The 19,493-nt window shown below is 29.8% G+C and carries 9 protein-coding genes; 5 read left to right on the top strand and 4 right to left on the bottom strand.

What is annotated here, in order from left to right; translation table 11 throughout:
- The first annotated feature begins 1 nt into the window (after position 1).
- Positions 2–5,059, top strand: coding sequence for a DUF4132 domain-containing protein (locus tag Q3223_RS12020; protein WP_407812038.1), 5,058 nt, complete (start codon positions 2–4; stop codon positions 5,057–5,059).
- 171 nt (positions 5,060–5,230) lie between these two features.
- On the opposite strand, the gene Q3223_RS12015 is transcribed toward Q3223_RS12020, so the two are convergent.
- Both Q3223_RS12015 and Q3223_RS12010 read right to left on the bottom strand, forming a co-directional pair.
- Positions 5,231–5,968 (bottom strand): LytTR family DNA-binding domain-containing protein, encoded by a 738-nt coding sequence (locus tag Q3223_RS12015; RefSeq protein ID WP_009888197.1) that lies wholly within the window; start codon positions 5,966–5,968, stop codon positions 5,231–5,233.
- An 18-nt stretch (positions 5,969–5,986) separates the two neighbouring features.
- A complete protein-coding gene (locus Q3223_RS12010) occupies positions 5,987–6,922 on the bottom strand; it encodes a sensor histidine kinase (protein WP_407812037.1) in 936 nt (311 codons plus the stop codon).
- 207 nt (positions 6,923–7,129) lie between these two features.
- Between Q3223_RS12010 and Q3223_RS12005 the strand changes: the two genes are divergently transcribed.
- The 3 genes from Q3223_RS12005 to Q3223_RS11995 are packed head-to-tail and all read left to right on the top strand — an operon-like array spanning position 7,130 to position 10,761.
- Positions 7,130–9,706, top strand: a complete 2,577-nt coding sequence (locus Q3223_RS12005; protein WP_407812036.1) for an ABC transporter permease — start codon at positions 7,130–7,132, stop codon at positions 9,704–9,706.
- A gap of 11 nt (positions 9,707–9,717) precedes the next feature.
- Positions 9,718–10,380, top strand: coding sequence for an ABC transporter ATP-binding protein (locus tag Q3223_RS12000; RefSeq protein ID WP_407812035.1), 663 nt, complete (start codon positions 9,718–9,720; stop codon positions 10,378–10,380).
- A gap of 39 nt (positions 10,381–10,419) precedes the next feature.
- Positions 10,420–10,761, top strand: coding sequence for a hypothetical protein (locus Q3223_RS11995; RefSeq protein WP_021382906.1), 342 nt, complete (start codon positions 10,420–10,422; stop codon positions 10,759–10,761).
- Positions 10,762–11,121: 360 nt separating this feature from the next.
- On the opposite strand, the gene adhE is transcribed toward Q3223_RS11995, so the two are convergent.
- Positions 11,122–13,764 carry a bifunctional acetaldehyde-CoA/alcohol dehydrogenase gene (gene adhE, locus Q3223_RS11990; protein WP_074179962.1) on the bottom strand — a complete coding sequence of 881 codons (2,643 nt, stop codon included), beginning with the start codon at positions 13,762–13,764 and terminating at the stop codon, positions 11,122–11,124.
- An 878-nt stretch (positions 13,765–14,642) separates the two neighbouring features.
- On the opposite strand from adhE, the gene Q3223_RS11985 reads away from it, so the two are divergent.
- Positions 14,643–16,241 carry a putative manganese-dependent inorganic diphosphatase gene (locus tag Q3223_RS11985; protein ID WP_054268916.1) on the top strand — a complete coding sequence of 533 codons (1,599 nt, stop codon included), beginning with the start codon at positions 14,643–14,645 and terminating at the stop codon, positions 16,239–16,241.
- Positions 16,242–16,326: 85 nt separating this feature from the next.
- Here Q3223_RS11985 and Q3223_RS11980 read toward each other — a convergent pair whose 3' ends face one another.
- On the bottom strand, positions 16,327–18,831 hold the full coding sequence (locus Q3223_RS11980) for a DNRLRE domain-containing protein (RefSeq protein ID WP_407812034.1): 2,505 nt from the start codon (positions 18,829–18,831) through the stop codon (positions 16,327–16,329).
- Between the last annotated feature and the right edge of the window lie 662 nt (positions 18,832–19,493).

Here is a 19,493-nt window from a genome sequence, read left to right as displayed (position 1 = left end):
AATGTTGGAACGTACTAGAGTAGAAAAAAATCCTAAAATAATTGAAAATTTAAAAAATAATATTACTAAATCCTCTTCAAAAAAGTATTATGACTTAGCAAAAGCTCTCTGGGACTGTATAGAAAATAGCTCATACTATTATAGAGACCCTGAAGATAAATTCTTAAATATGATAAAAAAATACTATAATTGCTATTATTATGAGATTAAAAATATAGATGAACTACTTTCTGGACCCTTAAAAAATGCTTTGGAGTTAATACTTACTTCTGAACAAGTAGAAGAACTTTGTAAGTTAATTAAAAGAAAGATGGATTATACATATTCAGGAGGCTATTATCGTAAAGGTTATCGCTCAAATAGACTTGTAGATTATTTTAGAAGTATAATTAGATTTATTTCAAACTATGTAGATTTAATTTATTATGATTTCTCAGTTATAGATTATCTTACGCTTCCAAATAAGGTCTTATACTATGACTCTGTAATGAGTGATAAAATAGCACTGGAAATAGATAAAGGTAATCAAGAAATAATCAATGCCTTGGAAGAAGTAATATTTGGAGAGAATCAAACTGCTCTACTTACAAGACAAATGATAATTGGTATTATGAAAAGTCATAGTGAGAAATGCTATGAAATGCTTTCTAAACTTCTTTTGGCAGCTAAGCAACAAGAAGGGCTTAGACAACAAATTGTGGAGAGCTTAGATGAAGGTACAATTCCTGCATCAATATACATGTTAAAAACTATCTTGGACAATAATTTAGAGAGATTTAGTTCTGTTATAAGAGCCTTAGATACATGGACAGGACTTGGTTTTTCAGACCAAAAACCCGGAATAATACGTAAGTGCTTAGAACTTTCATATAAATCATTAACTGATGAAAATTTCCGTACAGAATCAGTTAATAGTGATGATAATCTTGAAATTTATTTTGCTTTATGGTCTACTGCAACTTACAATATATATGACTCTTACTCTCTTATTGAAGATTTACTTTCTTGTCAGGAAAAATATAAAAAACTTGTAGGTCTTTACTTCTTGTCACATACAGAAAGTACATATTTCAAACACTCAATAGCATCTAAAAATATCAAGGGAGATGATTTAGAAATTCTAGCATGGGTAATTAGAAATTTCTATGTAGAAAGTTCTGTTGGCTACTACTATAATTGGCAAAAAAGAGAAACTGACTTTGACCTGTCAAACACTCCAATTGATAAAGACTTTAGTGCTAGAAAAGAACAATTTGAAAATTTAAAACATACTTTAGAAATTTTAAATTCAAAGACTAAATCTTTTTCAGGAAGCGTATTTCCATGGACTTGGATTGAAATTTCTTCTCACGATATACTTAAATGTATGATGACATTAACAGCATACGATATGAATGCCCAATTTATAGACACTCTTATGGAAAATTGTCATCTTATGAGCTCAGACTTAAGAGCTTCACTTATAGTCAACTTCATAAATGAACCAAAAACGGATAGACAACGTGAGTTCTTACTAGAATGTTTAAGTGATAAGAGTGTTTCCAATAGAGAAACTGTATTAAGTCTACTTAGAAAGCTTGAACTAACAGATATAGAGCTAGACAAAATAACCAATCTACTTTCTTTAAAGACAAGCTCTATTAGACAAACTGTAATAAAAATTTTACTTGAACAAGATGATTCAAAATTAGAGAACATCGCTTCCTCTCTTATAAAATCTTCAAATTCACAAAAATGTCTTGGAGGTCTTGAAATTGTAAACTTATTAAAAGACAATACTAATAGACAAAAACTATATAATAAGCTTATTTTACTGATAGAAGATATTGATAAATCTAAAAAGAATACATCTCAAGTTCAAATATTAATTGATAATTTATTAGGTAAAGCAAAAAATGATTATTGTAAAGAAAATGGGTTTGGAATATATAATCCTAAAGACAAGGTTCAAATTCCTGAACAATTTACTTTTAAAGATGATTCTTCTACTCCATCAAAACTTAATAAAATTATTTCAAATATAAGTTTATCTTCAGGTGAAGAATCTATTTCTATATCAACAAAAAAAGAAGCTAAAAAAATTCTTGATACAGACATAAATAAAATAATACAAGTTTATGAAAAATTTGATGAACTTATTACTGAAAATGCAGACTATGAATATGAAGTTGAAAGATGGTCAGGTAATGTAGAAAAAGTACTTTTAGGTTACTCTACTTATAATCTGACTCCTATTAAATATAAGACTTCTAATGATACTCTTGATAATTATCCATTGGCAGGACTTTGGAGGGGAATTAGTAAAAAACTCGATTTAGACTACAAATTAATACTTGATATTTTATTTTATAATATAAATACATGCGGATATAATGAAATAGAAAAAAGTTGGTTTTCGTCTATCTATTCAAATGTTCTTGACTATAAAAAACAAAAGAAAATATATGCAAGACTTGATAAATTAAAATTCGATGCACTTACAAGAAGACTTCTAAGAGTTTTACTAAATGAGTTTGACCATAAAGAGATATTTGACTATTGTTTAGATATATATTATAAACTAAGAAATTTATTAACTACAGAACAATGTAAAAAACAAAGAGTTGAATTTACTAAAAACTATTATAGACAAAATGAATACTGCCCTGCTTTGGATGCCCCTATTTTAAATTATTGGCTTGATAAAGCAAATTCATTTATTTATGATGATATTTCTTTTACTAAGTTTTTCTATACTACATTTTCAAATTATCAGTTATTAGAATATAAGTTTCCTTTTTATACTAGCATAGGTGTATTTGCTCGTGCTCATGAATTAGGATTAATGACTGAAGAACAAGTTAATAGAGAAATTATAAGTGGATACAATTCATCAAATATAATAAGAACACTAACAAATCCTAGATGGGCTGGCGACACATTAGAAAAGTATCCTTGGCTTAAAAACAATTTAAAAACTGTTACAAATAGAGTTATAGAAATTGAATCACGTAGAGGTGATATGCCAACAGAAGTTTCTCATCTAGCTAATAACATACAATATTTTGAAGGTATAAATTATTTTGTAAATCTATTAGTTGCTCTTGGTAAAGAAACTTTTCAAAGGGGATATTCATATGGTAACAATTATTCAAAGAAAGATGTTTTAAGTTCTCTACTTAAAAATTGTTATCCTACTAAAGAAGATGACTCAAAAGAATTAAAAAAATTGCTTAAAGACACTGATATTACTGAATTAAGATTGATAGAAGCTGCTATGTATGCTCCTCAATGGGTCAATATAATTGAAAAGTATTTAAACTGGAAGGGTCTAAAGAGTACAATTTGGTACTTCCATGCACACATAAATGAAGGATTTTCTGCGCAAAAAGAATCAGAAGTTGCTCTATTCTCCCCTATTTCACCACGTAGTTTTATCGATGGGGCTTTTGATATAGACTGGTTTTTGGATTCATATAAGACCATTGGTGAAGAAAGATTCAATCTACTTTACAAATCAGCTAAGTATATAACTAGTGGTGGAAACTCTCATAGACGTGCACAACTTTATGCTGATGCTACACTCGGTAAACTTGATAAGGACATGTTAATGAAGGAAATTGAAACAAATAGAAATCAAGACAAGCTGAGAAGTTTTTCTTTACTTCCTATGAAAAAAGGAGACCTTAAAGAAGCAACTTTCCGTTATGAATTTATCCAAAAATTTGCTAAAGAAAGTAAACAATTTGGAGCACAACGTCGTGAAAGTGAATCGAAAGCTTGTACAATAGCGCTAGAAAATCTAGCTCGAAGTGCTGGATTTGGAGATGTCAATCGTATGATGTGGGCTCTTGAAACTGAAAAACTAAATGAAGTCTCTCATTTATTTAAGCCAAAAGATATTGATGGAACTTCAATTTGGATAGATGTTGATGAAAATGGTAAAGCATCTACTAAAGTCCAGAAAGGTAATAAAGCTTTAAAAAGTATACCAAAAGCCATTGCCAAACATCCATATGTACTTGAACTTAAATCTGTTCAAAAAGATTTAAAGAGTCAGTATTCTCGTGCAAAACAGAGTTTAGAACAAGCTATGAAAAATGAAATAATATTTACAGTTAAAGAAATCTCCAATATTTATAAAAACCCAGTTATCTGCCCTTTGATTAAGAATCTAGTGTGGGTGTGCGATGATAATATTGGATATGTTTATAATGATAAGTCTAAGTTCTTTATTTGCAATATAGAGGGCGAGACTTCTAAATTAACAGCAAAAAATAAATTAAAACTTGCACATCCGGTTCATCTTTTTGAATCTGGTAAATGGAGTGAATTCCAACATGACTTATTTAATAAGCAAATTGTTCAGCCATTTAAGCAAGTATTTCGCGAGTATTATAGAATAAATAGTGATGAATTATCTGAAAAAACTATATCTCGTAGATATGCTGGACACCAAATCCAGCCAAAGAAAACTGTAGCACTTCTTAGAAATCAGCTTTGGACTGTTGATTATGAAGAAGGTTTACAAAAAGTGTTTTATAAAGAAAATATAGTAGCAAAAATGTTTGCACTTGCTGATTGGTTTTCGCCAGCAGATATTGAGCCCCCTACTATTGAAACAGTAGAATTCTTTGATAGAAAGACTTATAAAAGCTTAGAATTGGCTTCAATACCTCCAATTTTATTTTCAGAAGTTATGCGTGATATAGACCTCGTTGTAAGTGTCGCTCATGCTGGTGGTGTTGACCCTGAAACAAGCCATTCTACTGTAGAGATGCGTATAGCAATTGCTAAAGAATTGCTATTATTGTTAAAGATTAAAAATGTCAATTTTGAAGGGTCTCATGCTCTTATAGTAGGCAATTTAGGTGAGTATTCTGTACATATGGGTTCTGGTATCGTACATAAAAAAGGAATGGGTGCTTTAAATATACTTCCTGTACATTCTCAAAGTAGAGGAAAGATATTCCTTCCTTTTGCTGATGAAGACCCTAAGACTGCTGAGATTATGTCTAAAATCTTATTACTTGCTGAAGATAATAAGATTAAAGACCCTAGTATCTTAAGCAACTTATAAATATAAGATTTATCTCTAAAACATATTGGGCTTTCTAATTTTCCATGAAAGTCCAATATGTTTTATATTATATTTTATATTATATTTTATACGAATTAATTTATAACTATAGCAAATTTATATGATATCTTCATCATACATATTGTATATCACTGAAAATTTTTTTCTTCATTAAAACCTTTTAACCCTATAAAATCTGTATAGAAAATCTTTTTCTAAAGATTTATTTAAAGTAGCACTTTCTTGAAAATTTATAAATTTTATCTCTAAAGAAGACTTATTTATAGGTATAACCTTATGTATAAGTCTTAAATTTACTATGTATTGTCTATGAGTCATAAAGAAATTAGGAGGTAGGCGTTTTTTTAAATCATCAAAGTTTTCATAAAATTTTATCGTATCTTCATCTCTAGTATATAAATTAATAGCTCTTGAATTTTTCTCAAACATGACTATATCATCAAAATTAATCATATGTATCTGTTTCCTTATTTTATATACAAAAAGAGTATCTTCTATAAAATTATTTTTTGCAATTTTATGAGAGTTAATGTGGTCTATTGCTATATTAATTGAATCAAGTATTTTTTCTTTTTTAAACGGCTTAACTATAAAATCTATAGGATGTACTTTAAAGCTCTCAAGACTATAGTCAGCAAAACCTGTTACAAAAACTATATGTATATCTTTATCTATAGAAAGAATTTCTTTGGCAGAATCAATCCCATTTTTATATGGCATATCAATGTCAATAATCAATAAGTCTATTTTCTCACTTTTTATAAATTCAATTGCTTCTATACCATCCTTGACTTTCTTAACATAATCTACATATCCAGACTCTTTAACTATATTTGCTATATCATCTCTTACAATTTTATCATCATCACAAATCAAAACTTTTATCACAGACTTCTCTCCTCCTAACTAATAATATTTTGGTATTAAAATTACAAATTCAGTTAAAAAATCGTCACTATTTACAAGTATACTATAATCATACTTATCTAGTATATTTTTAACTAGATATAGCCCAAAACCTCTGTCTTGCCCTTCTTTAGTGCTAAATCCATCCAAAAATATACTTTCGACATTATGTATTTTAGGACCATTATTTTTTATGGCTATAATATACTGAAATTCATCTTCATATGCATGTAATCTTATATACTTCTTTTCCTTTTGTATAGCAGACAAAGATTCTATTGCATTGTCTATTATGTTTAATAGCACTGAACTCATATCATTAGGTTCAATCTCTAAATTATCCATAAAATCTTGGATATATACATCAAAAGATATGTTCTTTTCAAGACATTCCTCATATTTTAAGGAAGCTATAGCATCTAAATAAGATACTTTCCCATATCTTGAATTTTTTGATTTAAAGCTATTTGATATATTCGTTATATATTCTTTGGCATCTTCAGCTAAGCCAGTATTTAATAGAGAATATACTACTTGTAAATGTTTTAAATAGTCATGTTTTTGACTTCTTAATTTTACGATTATATTGTCCTTATGATTTATTTTACTGTCTAATTTTTGTAGCTTATACTCTTGTTTATTGTTATTGTCTAGTAATCTTATAAATTTAAATCCTATATAAAAGCTTAAAATAATTAAAATTAAAAAAAGTACAATATTTAATACTCCTTCAAGTAAAAAATTATATCCTAAACTTAATTGTATATACTCAATACCCTCCATGAATAAAATCCATACAAAACACGATACAAAAAACGTTAATATTCCTCTTTTTAATATGTCTAATTCTTTATAAAACCTGTATTTATTCATTATAAGATTACTAAATATAAACAAAGTTAGTATTACTATAGGAAATATAAAATTATTCTCCATAATTCCCCTCCCATCTACACTTTATATGAGGATTATATCATTTTAGAAAAATTATGTAAAAAGTCAAAATTTACATGTACATTAATTAAACTTGTAAATATGCATATAAATTTGTACAATTAAGTACTCAAAACTTGAAGATACTTACTTTGATATATATTTTAAATAAACATATAATTGATTTAGCTAAGAAAGGAAGTGGTAAATATGAAAGATAATTTGAAAATAGTACTAAGATACATAAAAAGTTATAAAGCAAGGTCTTTAGCAATTGCTCTAAGTATAATTCTTGCTACATCACTCATTGTTGGTATTGGTACCCTCTCAAGAAGTGCTCAACAAGCAGAGGTAGATAGATCAAAGAGAGAGCTTGGAACTGACCATGCATACTTTAAAGATATAAAGAGAAATCAATTAGAATCCATAAAATCTGGTAAAGATATTAAAAACCTAGGTATAACATCTTATTATGCATCTACAGATGTTAATGAAAAATTACCTATAAACATACAATATGCAAATAAAAATTACTTAACTAATCAATCTAAACTTATAAAAGGTCACCTCCCAAAAGCTAACAATGAGGTGGTGGTAGAAAAATGGGTTTTAAATAGTATGGGTTTAAAGTCAGAAATAAATCAAAACCTTACTTTTAAATTATATCAAAAAGAAAAACCAGAGACCTTTAAAGTTGTAGGAATACTTGAAGATAGATTTATAGAGAAACAAAAGGGGAAATGTGAAATTTTTTTAAACCTACATGAATCAAAATTGAATAAGTTTACAGCTTCTATTGAATTTAATGAAGGCAGTGATATAAATACAAACATAGACAATATAGTAAAAAATGCTATGTTGGATGAGAAAAGCGTAGGAAGAAACTCAATGCTTATAGACGCTACTATGGAAAATGGTACTTTAGATAATTCAAGTAAATATGTTGCAATTGCTATGAGTATATTTTCTGGTATTGTAATCTATAGTATCTATGTTATATCAATATACCAAAGAGTACAAGAATATGGTATCTTAAGAGCTATTGGCTCCACTAACTTTAGGATTTTCAAACTTATGTTTTATGAACTTTTCATACTTGCTCTGATAGCAATGCCTCTAGGTATATGTACAGGTATGGGAGGTGCACAAATATTTAATAGGTTTGCAGGAAATATTCAATTTGAAGGAAATATAAATGTTACTCCTTTTGTTATTCCAGATAAAATAATCCTCTTATCAATTGCATGTATAATACTGACAATACTCATTATAAGTTTCTTTACATATTTAAAGATAAGAAGAATTTCTCCTATTGATGCTATAAGAAAAACTTTTGGAACTGATAAAAATATAATCAAAGTTAATTCTTTAATATCAAAATTGACTTTAAATATGTCAGTAACAAAATCTATATCTGCAAAAAACATCTTTAGAAATAAAAAGGGATTCCTTATAATTGTATTATCTATGAGTATAGGAGGTATAATTGTCATAAAAGACAATTATAAATATTCTTTTTTAGATGTCAAAAACAAAAACATTCAAGAGCAAGTATATATGAATGCAGATTTTATTCTATCAAATACTTATCTCAATGAAATTGGTAGCAATACCTCTTTTAAAGATATAAGGGGATTTAATGATAATCAGATAGATAAAATTAAAAATATAGATGGAATTGACAAAGTCAAAACTGCTAGCATCTTAAACACGAGAATAGAGGTAAATAAAATAAATAGATTAGATTACTACGAAGCTATAAATTCAGCTCCTTATTATAAGAAAAATCCTTTATTTATAAAAAATAAGACTACTGGAAAATATACATTAAAACAAAAGTTAAAAGGTTATAATGATGAGATGATAAATTCATTAGAAGATTACTTAGTAAGTGGAAGTATAAACTTGAAAAAAATGAAAAAAGAAAACTTAGCTATAGTATATGTACCAGAAATTTCTAAAACACAAAAATATACAAAGACCTTTACTCCTGGTGAAGGGACACCAGCTATAGATATAAAGGTAGGTGATACTATAAAAGTTAAATACCCGAAGGCTGGAATGGATACAGGACTTTATGAAAGTTTAAAAGATAATTATGAATACTTAGAATATGAATTTAAAGTTGGAGCTATTATAAGTTATCCTTTTGCAGATAATGGTATGTACTCTGGAGATGATGGTGTAGATGTAATAACGAGTAGCGAATATCTAAAAAAATTAACTGGTGTAGATAAGTATAACTTAGTTTATACAGACATTAATGAAAATGCAAACAAGAAAAAAATAAATAGACTTCTAGGTAAAATTGGAAGTGAAGTTCCTGGAACTACAACAGTAGATATGATGGTAGAAAAAGAAAATTCTGATAAGATGACATCTAGGTCTTTGATTTATAGTTATGGCATAGTAACAGTAATGTTTATAATTAGTGTACTTAACATAATAAATAACATAAGTTATAACTTAACTTCAAGAACTAGTGAATTTGGAATGTTGAGAGCTATTGGTATTTCTGAGAGAGGCTTTAAAAATATGATACTCTATGAAGGAATATTATATGGAACACTCTCAAGTGTAATTACCATCATTTCAGGACTTATAATACAGTTTAAAATGTATTATATGCAAGGCTTTGTATCATATGGCTTGGGATTTTCAATAGATTACAAAATATATATCCTAGTTGTTTTAGCAAACATAATTGTAGGTATCCTAGCTACATATATTCCATTAAGGAAAATAAATAAAATTAGTATAGTTGAAGCTATAAACATTACAGAATAGGAGGATTAATTATGCCTATATTAGAGATTCTTAACTTAGGTAAGATTTATGGAAAAAAGGAAACAGCTGTACATGCACTAAAGGATGCAAATTTAAAAATAAATAAGGGTGAATTTGTTGCGATAATTGGTCCAAGTGGAAGTGGAAAAAGCACATTTCTACATTTAGTAGGCGGTCTTGAGAGACCAAGTAGCGGGACTATAAAAGTCGATGGTAAAGATATATGTTGCCTTTCAGATAAAAGATTAGCAAAATATAGAAGACAAAAAGTAGGATTTGTCTTTCAACAGTATAACCTAATTCCAGTATTAAATGTAAAAGAAAATATAGAATTACCACTAAAGTTAGACAATAAAAAAGTCGATGAAGAATATATCGAAGACATTATAAATTTATTGGGTCTTGGTGAGAGGAAAAATCATCTTCCAAATCAATTATCTGGTGGTCAACAACAAAGAGTTGCTATTGCACGCGCTTTATCTGCAAAACCGAGTATAATACTAGCAGATGAACCAACAGGAAATTTGGATAGTAAAACTACAGAAGAAGTCATGGATTTACTAAAAAATTCTATAAAAAAATATAACCAAACTCTTATAATAATAACACATAATGAAAATATTGCTAGAAAAGCAGATAGAATTATATCTATAATAGATGGAGAGCTTAGTTAAACTAATACTCTAAAACTACTTATAGAAAAGAGGATTTAAATGTTATTGGTTTTAGGTAATTTAAATTTAGACTTGGATTTTGACTATAGAATAATAAGAGAAGAAAACGATGATGTAGATGTATTTATAGATATTAATTATCGTAGCTTAGATATAGATACTGACGGTTCTAACTTATTTAATTCTAGAATCCAATTTCCCTTTGTAAGAGCATTGATTCTAAGGGTAAATAAGAACAATCAATGTATGACAATTCATTTATTAAGGGACATAGATTTATTCTCTGCTTTTGCTAACTTTGAAGTAGATTATACTGATTCTATAATAAATATAAAAAATCAAAGTGAGAAAGTTATTCTAAATAAATCTATCAAAAAGTAGTAAGGGGGCCTTAATAGGCCCCAATTCTTTTTGTTTTCTAAACTTATTATATCATGATAAATAAATTAGTCAATAGAATTTTCTGAATATTTTTATAATTTTTTCATAAAGTTTTTTATATATTCTGCTTTAAAATTATATGTAATAAAAAAATTTTCCGACTAATTTTAAAGTTAATTGATTAAATACACATATTCAAAATCAATATGAATTTCTTAACTTTTTATCATTTCCGTTTAAGATTTAAGTTATAATGTATTATTAAAAACTATTTATATACGACTCTAATAAAAATCTATTTATATTCAAATCTAATAATTTATATTCAAGTCTAATAGAACCTATATTGTACAATAAATATTATTTACCATAATAAACTTTTAAATATATCTCTTTTAATTCACTCATCAATGGGTATCTAGGATTAGCTCCTGTACATTGGTCATCAAAAGCTTGTTCAACCATAGCATCTAATCCTTCTAAGAATTTAGATTCTTCTACCCCAGCCTCTTTTATAGTTTTAGGAAGTCCTACTCTTGCCTTTAATTCATCTATTGCTTTTATAAGGTTATCTACTTTTTCTTGGTCTGTATTTCCCTTGATTCCTGCAAAAGAAGCAAATTCAGCATATCTTTGTATACAATCAGGATATCTGTATTGTGAGAATGCACCCATCTTATTTGGAGCTTCTGCACAATTGAACTTAATTACTTCATTTATTAATAATGCATTTGCAACACCATGTTGAACGTGGTGGAATGCACCCAGTTTATGTGCTAGAGAGTGACAAATTCCTAAGAAAGCATTTGCGAAAGACATCCCAGCCATAGTAGATGCCATTGCCATTTTTTCTCTTGCTTCTTTATCATTCTTTCCATTTTTGTATGCACGAGGTAGATATTCAAATATTATTTTACCTGCTTGAAGTGCTAATCCATCAGCTGGTTCAGTTCTTAACATAGACACATATGCTTCTAGTGCATGTGTTAAGGCATCAACACCTGATGCTGCTGTTAATCTTGGTGGCATCTCCATCATCATGTCAGCATCGATTATAGCCATGTTTGGCATTAATTCATAATCTGCTAATGGATATTTTACACCTGAATCTTGGTCAGTTATAACTGCAAATGGAGTTACCTCTGAACCAGTACCTGCTGATGTTGGGATAGCAGCAAAGTATGCTTTTTCACCCATTTTAGGGAATGCATATACTCTTTTTCTTATATCCATAAATCTCATAGCCAAATCTTGGAAGTCTACCTCTGGATGCTCATACATTACCCACATTATCTTACCAGCATCCATTGCACTACCTCCACCTACAGCTATTATTAAATCTGGTTGGAAATCAGCCATAGCCTTAGCTCCTTCTCTTGCACAAGCTAATGTTGGGTCTGGAGCAACATCAAAGAATGTAGTATGCTTAATTCCCATCTCATCTAACAAATCAGTTAGCTTCTTAGTGTATCCATTATTGTAAAGGAAAGAATCTGTTACTATAAAGGCTTTCTTTTTATCCATAACATCTTTAAATTCTCTTGCTGCTACACCTAAACAACCTTTTTTGAAATAAACCTTTTCTGGTGCTCTAAACCAAAGCATATTCTCTCTCCTTTCAGCTACTGTCTTGATATTAAGTAAATGTTTCACTCCTACGTTTTCAGATACTGAGTTTCCACCCCAAGAACCACAACCAAGAGTAAGAGATGGTGCTAATTTAAAGTTATATAAGTCACCTATACCACCTTGTGACGATGGAGTATTAACTAATACTCTACAAGTTTTCATAGCATTTACAAACTTCTCTACTCTATCTGGATGATTTATAGAGTCTGCATATAACGAAGATGTATGGCCATATCCACCATCTGCAACTAATTTTTCAGCTTTAGCAACTGCATCTTCAAAACTTTTAGATTTGTACATTGCAAGTACTGGAGAAAGTTTTTCATGTGCAAAAGGTTCTTCTACTTCAACAGATTCTACTTCACCAATTATTATTCTAGCTGTTTTTGGAACTTCTACATCAGCCATTTTAGCTATCACATGAGCTGGCTGACCAACTATCTTAGCATTTAATGAACCATCAATTATTACTACTTTTCCTACTTTTTCTGTTTCTTCTTTATTTAAGAAATGTGCTCCACGATATTTAAATTCTTTTTTAACTTCTTCATATATTTTTTCTGGCACTATTACTGCTTGCTCAGAAGCACATATCATACCATTATCAAATGATTTTGATACTAATATTGAACTAACAGCCATTTTTACATCTGCACTCTCATCTATTATTGCAGGTACATTTCCAGGTCCAACTCCAACAGCTGGCTTTCCTGAAGAATATGCAGATTTAACCATTCCAGGTCCACCAGTAGCCAATATAAGGTCTGCCTCTGCCATAACAACGTTAGTAAGTTCAATTGAAGGTACATCTACCCAACCTATAAGTCCTTTTGGGGCACCTGCTTTAACTGCTGCATCATGTACAACTTTAGCTGCTTCTATAGTACAGTTTTTAGCTCTTGGATGAGGAGAGAAAATTATACCATTTCTAGTTTTTAGTGCTATTAGGGACTTAAATATTGCAGTCGATGTAGGATTAGTTGTTGGTATAACTGCTGATAAAACACCTACTGGTTCAGCAATTCTTGTGAAACCAAATGCTTCATCTTTTTCTATAACACCACAAGTTTTAGTGTCTTTATAAGCATTATAAATATACTCTGAAGCAAAATGATTTTTTATAACCTTATCTTCAACAATACCCATACCAGTTTCTTCTACTGCCATTTTTGCTAGAGGTATTCTTTGTTGATTTGCTGCAGTTGAAGCAGCTAAGAAAATTTTATCTACTTGCTCTTGTGTAAATGTTGCAAATTCTTTTTGTGCTAGTCTGATTTCTTCTAGCCTCATTTTTAATGTCTCAACACTATTGACAATTTCAGGACTACATACTTCAACATTTAATTTTTCTACAGCTTTTTCTTTCTTCTCCATACTAAAAACCTCCCTAAATAATTATGTATCGCCTATTTTTATAAATCTTAAATACATCATCTATATTTTAACTTATACTTAAAATATTTTTATAGATTTCATGTCTATACCTTAGATTTTATTTACTTTGTCTCTCTAGGTCAAGAAGTTTTTTTCTGAATATTTTGTCAATTTATTTTTTAACAAATACATTATTTTTTTTACTTTTATTTAAATTTTTTATTTAAATGAGATATTTTTCATTTGAATAATTTACTTTGACTAAATAAAATACTAAAATGATAATTTATATCTTTCACTTTTTTTACTTATTAAATTTTATATGTTATTTATGTATTATTTGCATAAATAACATATAAAATTTTTGTCATATTTTCATAAAATAACACTTATTTTTGACTTATATGCAATTTTTCGTTCTACAACATCCGTATAATTTTAAAAAATATATAAACTGAAATTAGTATAGTTTATATAAGTTATTTTTAAATCAATACATACTTAGTATACTTTTCATATCTATAAATAATTTTTATGTTAAATCCGTTAATTTTTTACTTATAACATATATACAAAAATTTTTATAGTATAAAATATTTATAAATTTTTAGTTTATTATCATATTAATTAATTTTTTCGCAGGTATATTTAATCGATTTATTTCAAATAAAAGTAAATTTAATTGAGAATATAATTGGGTAAAAGTATAATATCATAATGATTTTTATATCAAATTCATTGTATTTATGTAAGAAATAAAATTTTATATAATATTTTTTCATTAAATTTTTTTCTTTTTACAACATATACCCACAACCTTTTGATATAATATTTTTATCAATTATTATTTATATTCAAGTTTTGAAAGGAGTATTAAAATGAGTTTATTAGTTTTCGGACATAAAAATCCAGATACAGATTCAATATGTTCTGCAATTTCATTAGCACATTTAAAGAACAAACTAGGAATAAAAGCAACAGCTTATGCTTTGGGAGATATCAGAAAAGAGGCTAAATATGCCTTAGATTACTTTAAGGTAGATGCACCTGAAATTTTAGATAATGTTAGAATACAAGTTAGAGATTTAAATTATGATAAAGTAGTTCCTTTAACTCCAACTTCATCTATATTAGAAGCTTATAATCTTATGGATGAAAAAAATGTTAAGACACTACCTGTAACTTATGATGATGGAACTTTTGCTGGTATCATTACTATGAAAGAAATAGCTAAAAACCTACTTCATCAACACTTTACAACTATACACACATCACTATCAAATATTTGTAAAAACCTTAATGGTACTATTCTTGTGGATTGTGGTGAAGATGTAAAAGGTAGAGTGGTTACTCTATCATTTGGTATGGAAACTCTAATAGAGACTCTAAAAGAGGGAGACATAGCTATTGTTGGCGATAGATATGATAGTATTGAATATGCTATTGATACAAAAGTTAAACTTTTAATACTTACTAATCATACAGAAATTTCAAAAGATTTACTAGCTCTTGCTAAAATAAATGGAGTTTCTGTTGTTTCTGTTGAAAGTGATAACTATAAAACTTCTAATGTGATAAATCAATGTAGTTTCTTAGACTCTATAGAGGCTACAGAAAATTTAATTACATTCAAAGAAGATGATTACATGGATGAAATTAAAGAAATCATGCTAGAGACAAACTTCAGATCTTATCCTATATTAGATGATGATAATAAGTTTTTAGGATTGATTTCAAAAGGGCATCTATTGAACCCAACTAAAAAGAATGTTGTTTTAGTTGACCATAATGAATATGCCCAAAGTGCTGATGGAATTGAACAAGCAAATATAGTTGAAATAATTGACCATCATAAACTTGGTGGTATTTCTACTGATGTTCCTATGTCTTTTAGAGTTATGCCTGTTGGATGTAATAGTACTATAATTTACCAAATGTATAAAGAAAATAATGTTGAGATACCTTATGAAATAGCTGGACTTCTTTTATCTGCTATATTATCTGATACATTATTATTCAAATCTCCAACAACAACTGACATGGATAAAAAAGCATGTGAAGAACTAAGCAAAATAGCAAATGTAGATATGGAAAAATATGCTATGGATATGTTTAAATGTGGTACTTCTTTAGATGAATATACTATAGAAGAAATAGTAAATATGGACTTTAAAGAATTCAATATGAGTGGATATAAAGTTGGTATTGGACAAGTATTTACTTTAGATATAGATTCTATATTTGCTAAAAAAGATGAATTTTTATCTTATATAAATTCAACTGATTATGATAAATTAGTTATTGCAGTTACAGACATAATTAAAGAAGGCTCTTATTTAATCTATAAGGCAGAAGATAGATTAATTGCTGATGCATTTAGTGTTGAAGGTGTTCAAGGTACATTTGCACCAGGTGTTGTATCTAGAAAGAAACAACTAGTGCCTAATTTAACTACTGCAATCAAGAACTTTAAATAATATAAAATTTTTAAACAGAAAAACTGTTTCAAATATATATTTGAAACAGTTTTTTATTATACATATATTAATATTAAATATAAAGTTAAGTCATAATAGTATCAGCTATTCTAAATATAGTCAAAGCTGCCGCTGTCCCTGCTGATTGACCATTTCTTATTCCTACAGACACAGATGAAAAATTATTTATAGTAAATGTAGTTCCACCAAATAGAAAACCAGCGAAATATCCAGAAACCACACCTCCACCACCTGGCTCAGTAGTGATACCTGCTAAATCTCTCCCTCCTAAAATAGGAAATAAGAAAGAAAAAGAGTATTGATTTATACTTGATGAACCTGGTTGCAATGCTAATGAAACTGAAATGTAGTACACACCATTTTCTTCTACTTTAAATGTACCATTTGCATCCACTGTTATACTTGAACTATTCCCCAATACTGCTTGCCAATTTTTTATAGCTTCCCCATTATTTAAGATTTGTGCAGATGGAGCATTTACAAGAAAATTAGCAATTGGCTGTGAGAAATTACCTGTTGCTCCAGTATTTCCGGTTGGTCCTGTCGCTCCTGTTGCTCCTGTGTTTCCTGTTGGTCCTATTTCTCCTGTTACTCCTGTATTTCCGGTTGGTCCTGTTGGTCCTGTCACTCCTGTGTTTCCTATTGGACCTGTTGCTCCGGTTGGTCCTATTTCTCCAGTTGCTCCTGTGTTCCCTGTTGGACCTGTTGCTCCGGTTGCTCCTATTTCTCCAGTTGGTCCTGTGTTTCCTATTGGACCTGTTGCTCCGGTTGGTCCTATTTCTCCAGTTGCTCCTGTGTTTCCTATTGGACCTGTTGCTCCGGTTGGTCCTATTTCTCCAGTTGCTCCTGTGTTTCCAGTTGGACCAGTCGCTCCAGGTGGTCCTATTTCTCCGGTATTTCCGGTTGGGCCTGTTGCTCCCATTGGACCTTCTAACCCTGTATTTCCAGTTGCTCCTGTGTTTCCAGTTGGGCCTGTTGCTCCCATTGGGCCTTCTAATCCTGTGTTTCCTGTTGAGCCAGTTGCTCCAGTTGGCCCTATCTCTCCTGTATTCCCTGTTGGACCTGTTGCTCCAGTTGGCCCTATCTCTCCTGTATTCCCTGTTGGACCTGTTGCTCCAGTTGCTCCTGTGTTCCCTGTTGGACCTGTTGCCCCGGTTGGTCCTATTTCTCCAGTATTTCCGGTTGGGCCTGTTGGACCTATTTCTCCGGTATTTCCGGTTGGACCTGTTGCTCCGGTTGGCCCTATTCCTCCAGTTGGTCCTGTGTTTCCTATTGGACCTGTTGCTCCGGTTGGTCCTATTTCTCCAGTTGCTCCTGTGTTCCCGGTTGGACCTGTTGCTCCGGTTGCTCCTATTTCTCCAGTTGCTCCTGTGTTCCCGGTTGGACCTGTTGCTCCGGTTGCTCCTATTTCTCCAGTATTTCCGGTTGGGCCTGTTGCTCCAGTTGGTCCTGTGTTTCCTATTGGTCCTGTCGCTCCAGTTGGTCCTATTTCTCCAGTTGCTCCTGTGTTCCCGGTTGGACCTGTTGCTCCGGTTGCTCCTATTTCTCCAGTATTTCCGATTGGTCCTGTTGCTCCTGTTGTTCCTGTGTTTCCTGTTGTTCCTGTGTTTCCTGTTGTTCCTGTGTTTCCTGTTGGGCCTGTTGCTCCGGTTGGTCCTATTTCTCCAGTATTTCCGGTTGGTCCTGTTGCTCCCATTGAACCTTCTAATCCTGTATTTCCGGTTGGTCCTGTTGGACCTATTTCTCCAGTATTTCCGGTTGGGCCTGTTGCTCCAGTTGGTCCTGTGTTTCCTATTGGACCTGTTGCTCCGGTTGGGCCTATTTCTCCAGTTACTCCTGTGTTTCCTGTTGAACCAGTCGCTCCAGTTGACCCTGTTATTCCTGCGTTTCCAGTTGGACCAGTCGCTCCTGTTGGCCCTATTTCTCCGGTATTTCCGGTTGGTCCTGTTGCTCCTGTGCTTCCCATTGGGCCTCTTGGTCCGGTTGGACCTGTAACTCTAATTGGAGGACATCCGAATTTAGGAGGACAGCACTCTTTTTTTCTTTCTTCAAATGTTATAAGTATATATGGTTTGTTACGACCTCTACTAGATGTAAACTCTATAATCTTACAAGGATAATTTAAAGATAAAGCTAATCCATAATTAGGATACTTGCCCACCGCCCATGCTTTTACAATACTTGTAATATTTAAACATATATAGTTAGATGTATCACTTATACCAATTGGTAAATATCCTTCAATATTTTCTATAGGCAATTTATCATTCCATGATATAGTCCTTGAATTATAATATTCGGTTATTCTTTTTACTTCAATATCTATTTTTTCATTAAAAATATAATTATTATCTGAATTAATATGAATAAATAACTCTGCTTTTAGTATATTTTTATCTTTTAATATTTCTGGTATTCTTACTTTGAAAAAAGTAAGAAGTTTTTCTTCTACAAAAGTACTTGAATATTTAGTTCCTATTAAACAATATTCTAAAAAACTAAAGTTTTTATCTGGATATTTTCTTGATATAAAGGTATCATCATTTAAATAAAGTATAATATTTCTCATTTATAATCCCTCCATTTTGGGTCTATATTATACTATGTTAAAAAACGTACTTAGTTACAACAAAGTTAAAAATTTACTTTCTTAAATATTTATATAATAATACCAATTTCTGCAAAAAAGAACCTGTAATTAGAAGATTCTAATTACAGGTTCTTTTTCATTGTTATATATTACACTTTAAATTATTCCTTGACTGGCCTAGCTGGTGTAAACTAAACCAGTCTCTCTCAAATATTAAGCACTTTTTTCTTCTTATGTTTTTTAGGATTTATTGTCTCTATTATTGTAAACCAAAGTTATAAAATTGTAAATAGAAGATATTTCCATGATGATATTTTTTTATAAATAAAAAACATAGAAAAACTTATTTTTCTTAAATAAAATAGATAAAATAGCTTAAAAAGACACTGGAATAATTGTTTTCCATATGTCTTCCATATTTATTTAATATATTATTATATACAAACTTGGATAAAAATATTTTTAGTAAAATTTTTTTAACTGTACTTTATTTTTTAATTAAAATTTTATGATACTAATTTTATGGAATAAGTATCATAAAAATCCAATGTTATTTCTAGTTGGTATATTTTGTAATTTATTATTTTAATACACAATTTCTTATTATATAGAATAAATAAAAAATGAGATGTATTCGTCTA

This window comes from Clostridioides sp. GD02367 (assembly GCF_045900275.1).
GTDB classification, from domain to species: Bacteria; Bacillota; Clostridia; order Peptostreptococcales; family Peptostreptococcaceae; genus Clostridioides; species Clostridioides difficile_A.
Note: the sequence above shows the minus strand (reverse complement) of the source record. Positions and strands in the feature narration are given on the sequence as shown.

Bases quoted from the DNA above. Each gene is read 5' to 3' on its own strand.
- Q3223_RS12020 (WP_407812038.1), top strand. From the start codon at position 2: ATGTTGGAACGTACTAGAGTAGAAAAAAATCCTAAAATAATTGAAAAT.
- Q3223_RS12010 (WP_407812037.1), bottom strand. From the start codon at position 6,922: ATGGAGAATAATTTTATATTTCCTATAGTAATACTAACTTTGTTTATA.
- Q3223_RS12005 (WP_407812036.1), top strand. From the start codon at position 7,130: ATGAAAGATAATTTGAAAATAGTACTAAGATACATAAAAAGTTATAAA.
- Q3223_RS12000 (WP_407812035.1), top strand. From the start codon at position 9,718: ATGCCTATATTAGAGATTCTTAACTTAGGTAAGATTTATGGAAAAAAG.
- Q3223_RS11995 (WP_021382906.1), top strand. From the start codon at position 10,420: ATGTTATTGGTTTTAGGTAATTTAAATTTAGACTTGGATTTTGACTAT.
- adhE (WP_074179962.1), bottom strand. From the start codon at position 13,764: ATGGAGAAGAAAGAAAAAGCTGTAGAAAAATTAAATGTTGAAGTATGT.
- Q3223_RS11985 (WP_054268916.1), top strand. From the start codon at position 14,643: ATGAGTTTATTAGTTTTCGGACATAAAAATCCAGATACAGATTCAATA.
- Q3223_RS11980 (WP_407812034.1), bottom strand. From the start codon at position 18,831: ATGAGAAATATTATACTTTATTTAAATGATGATACCTTTATATCAAGA.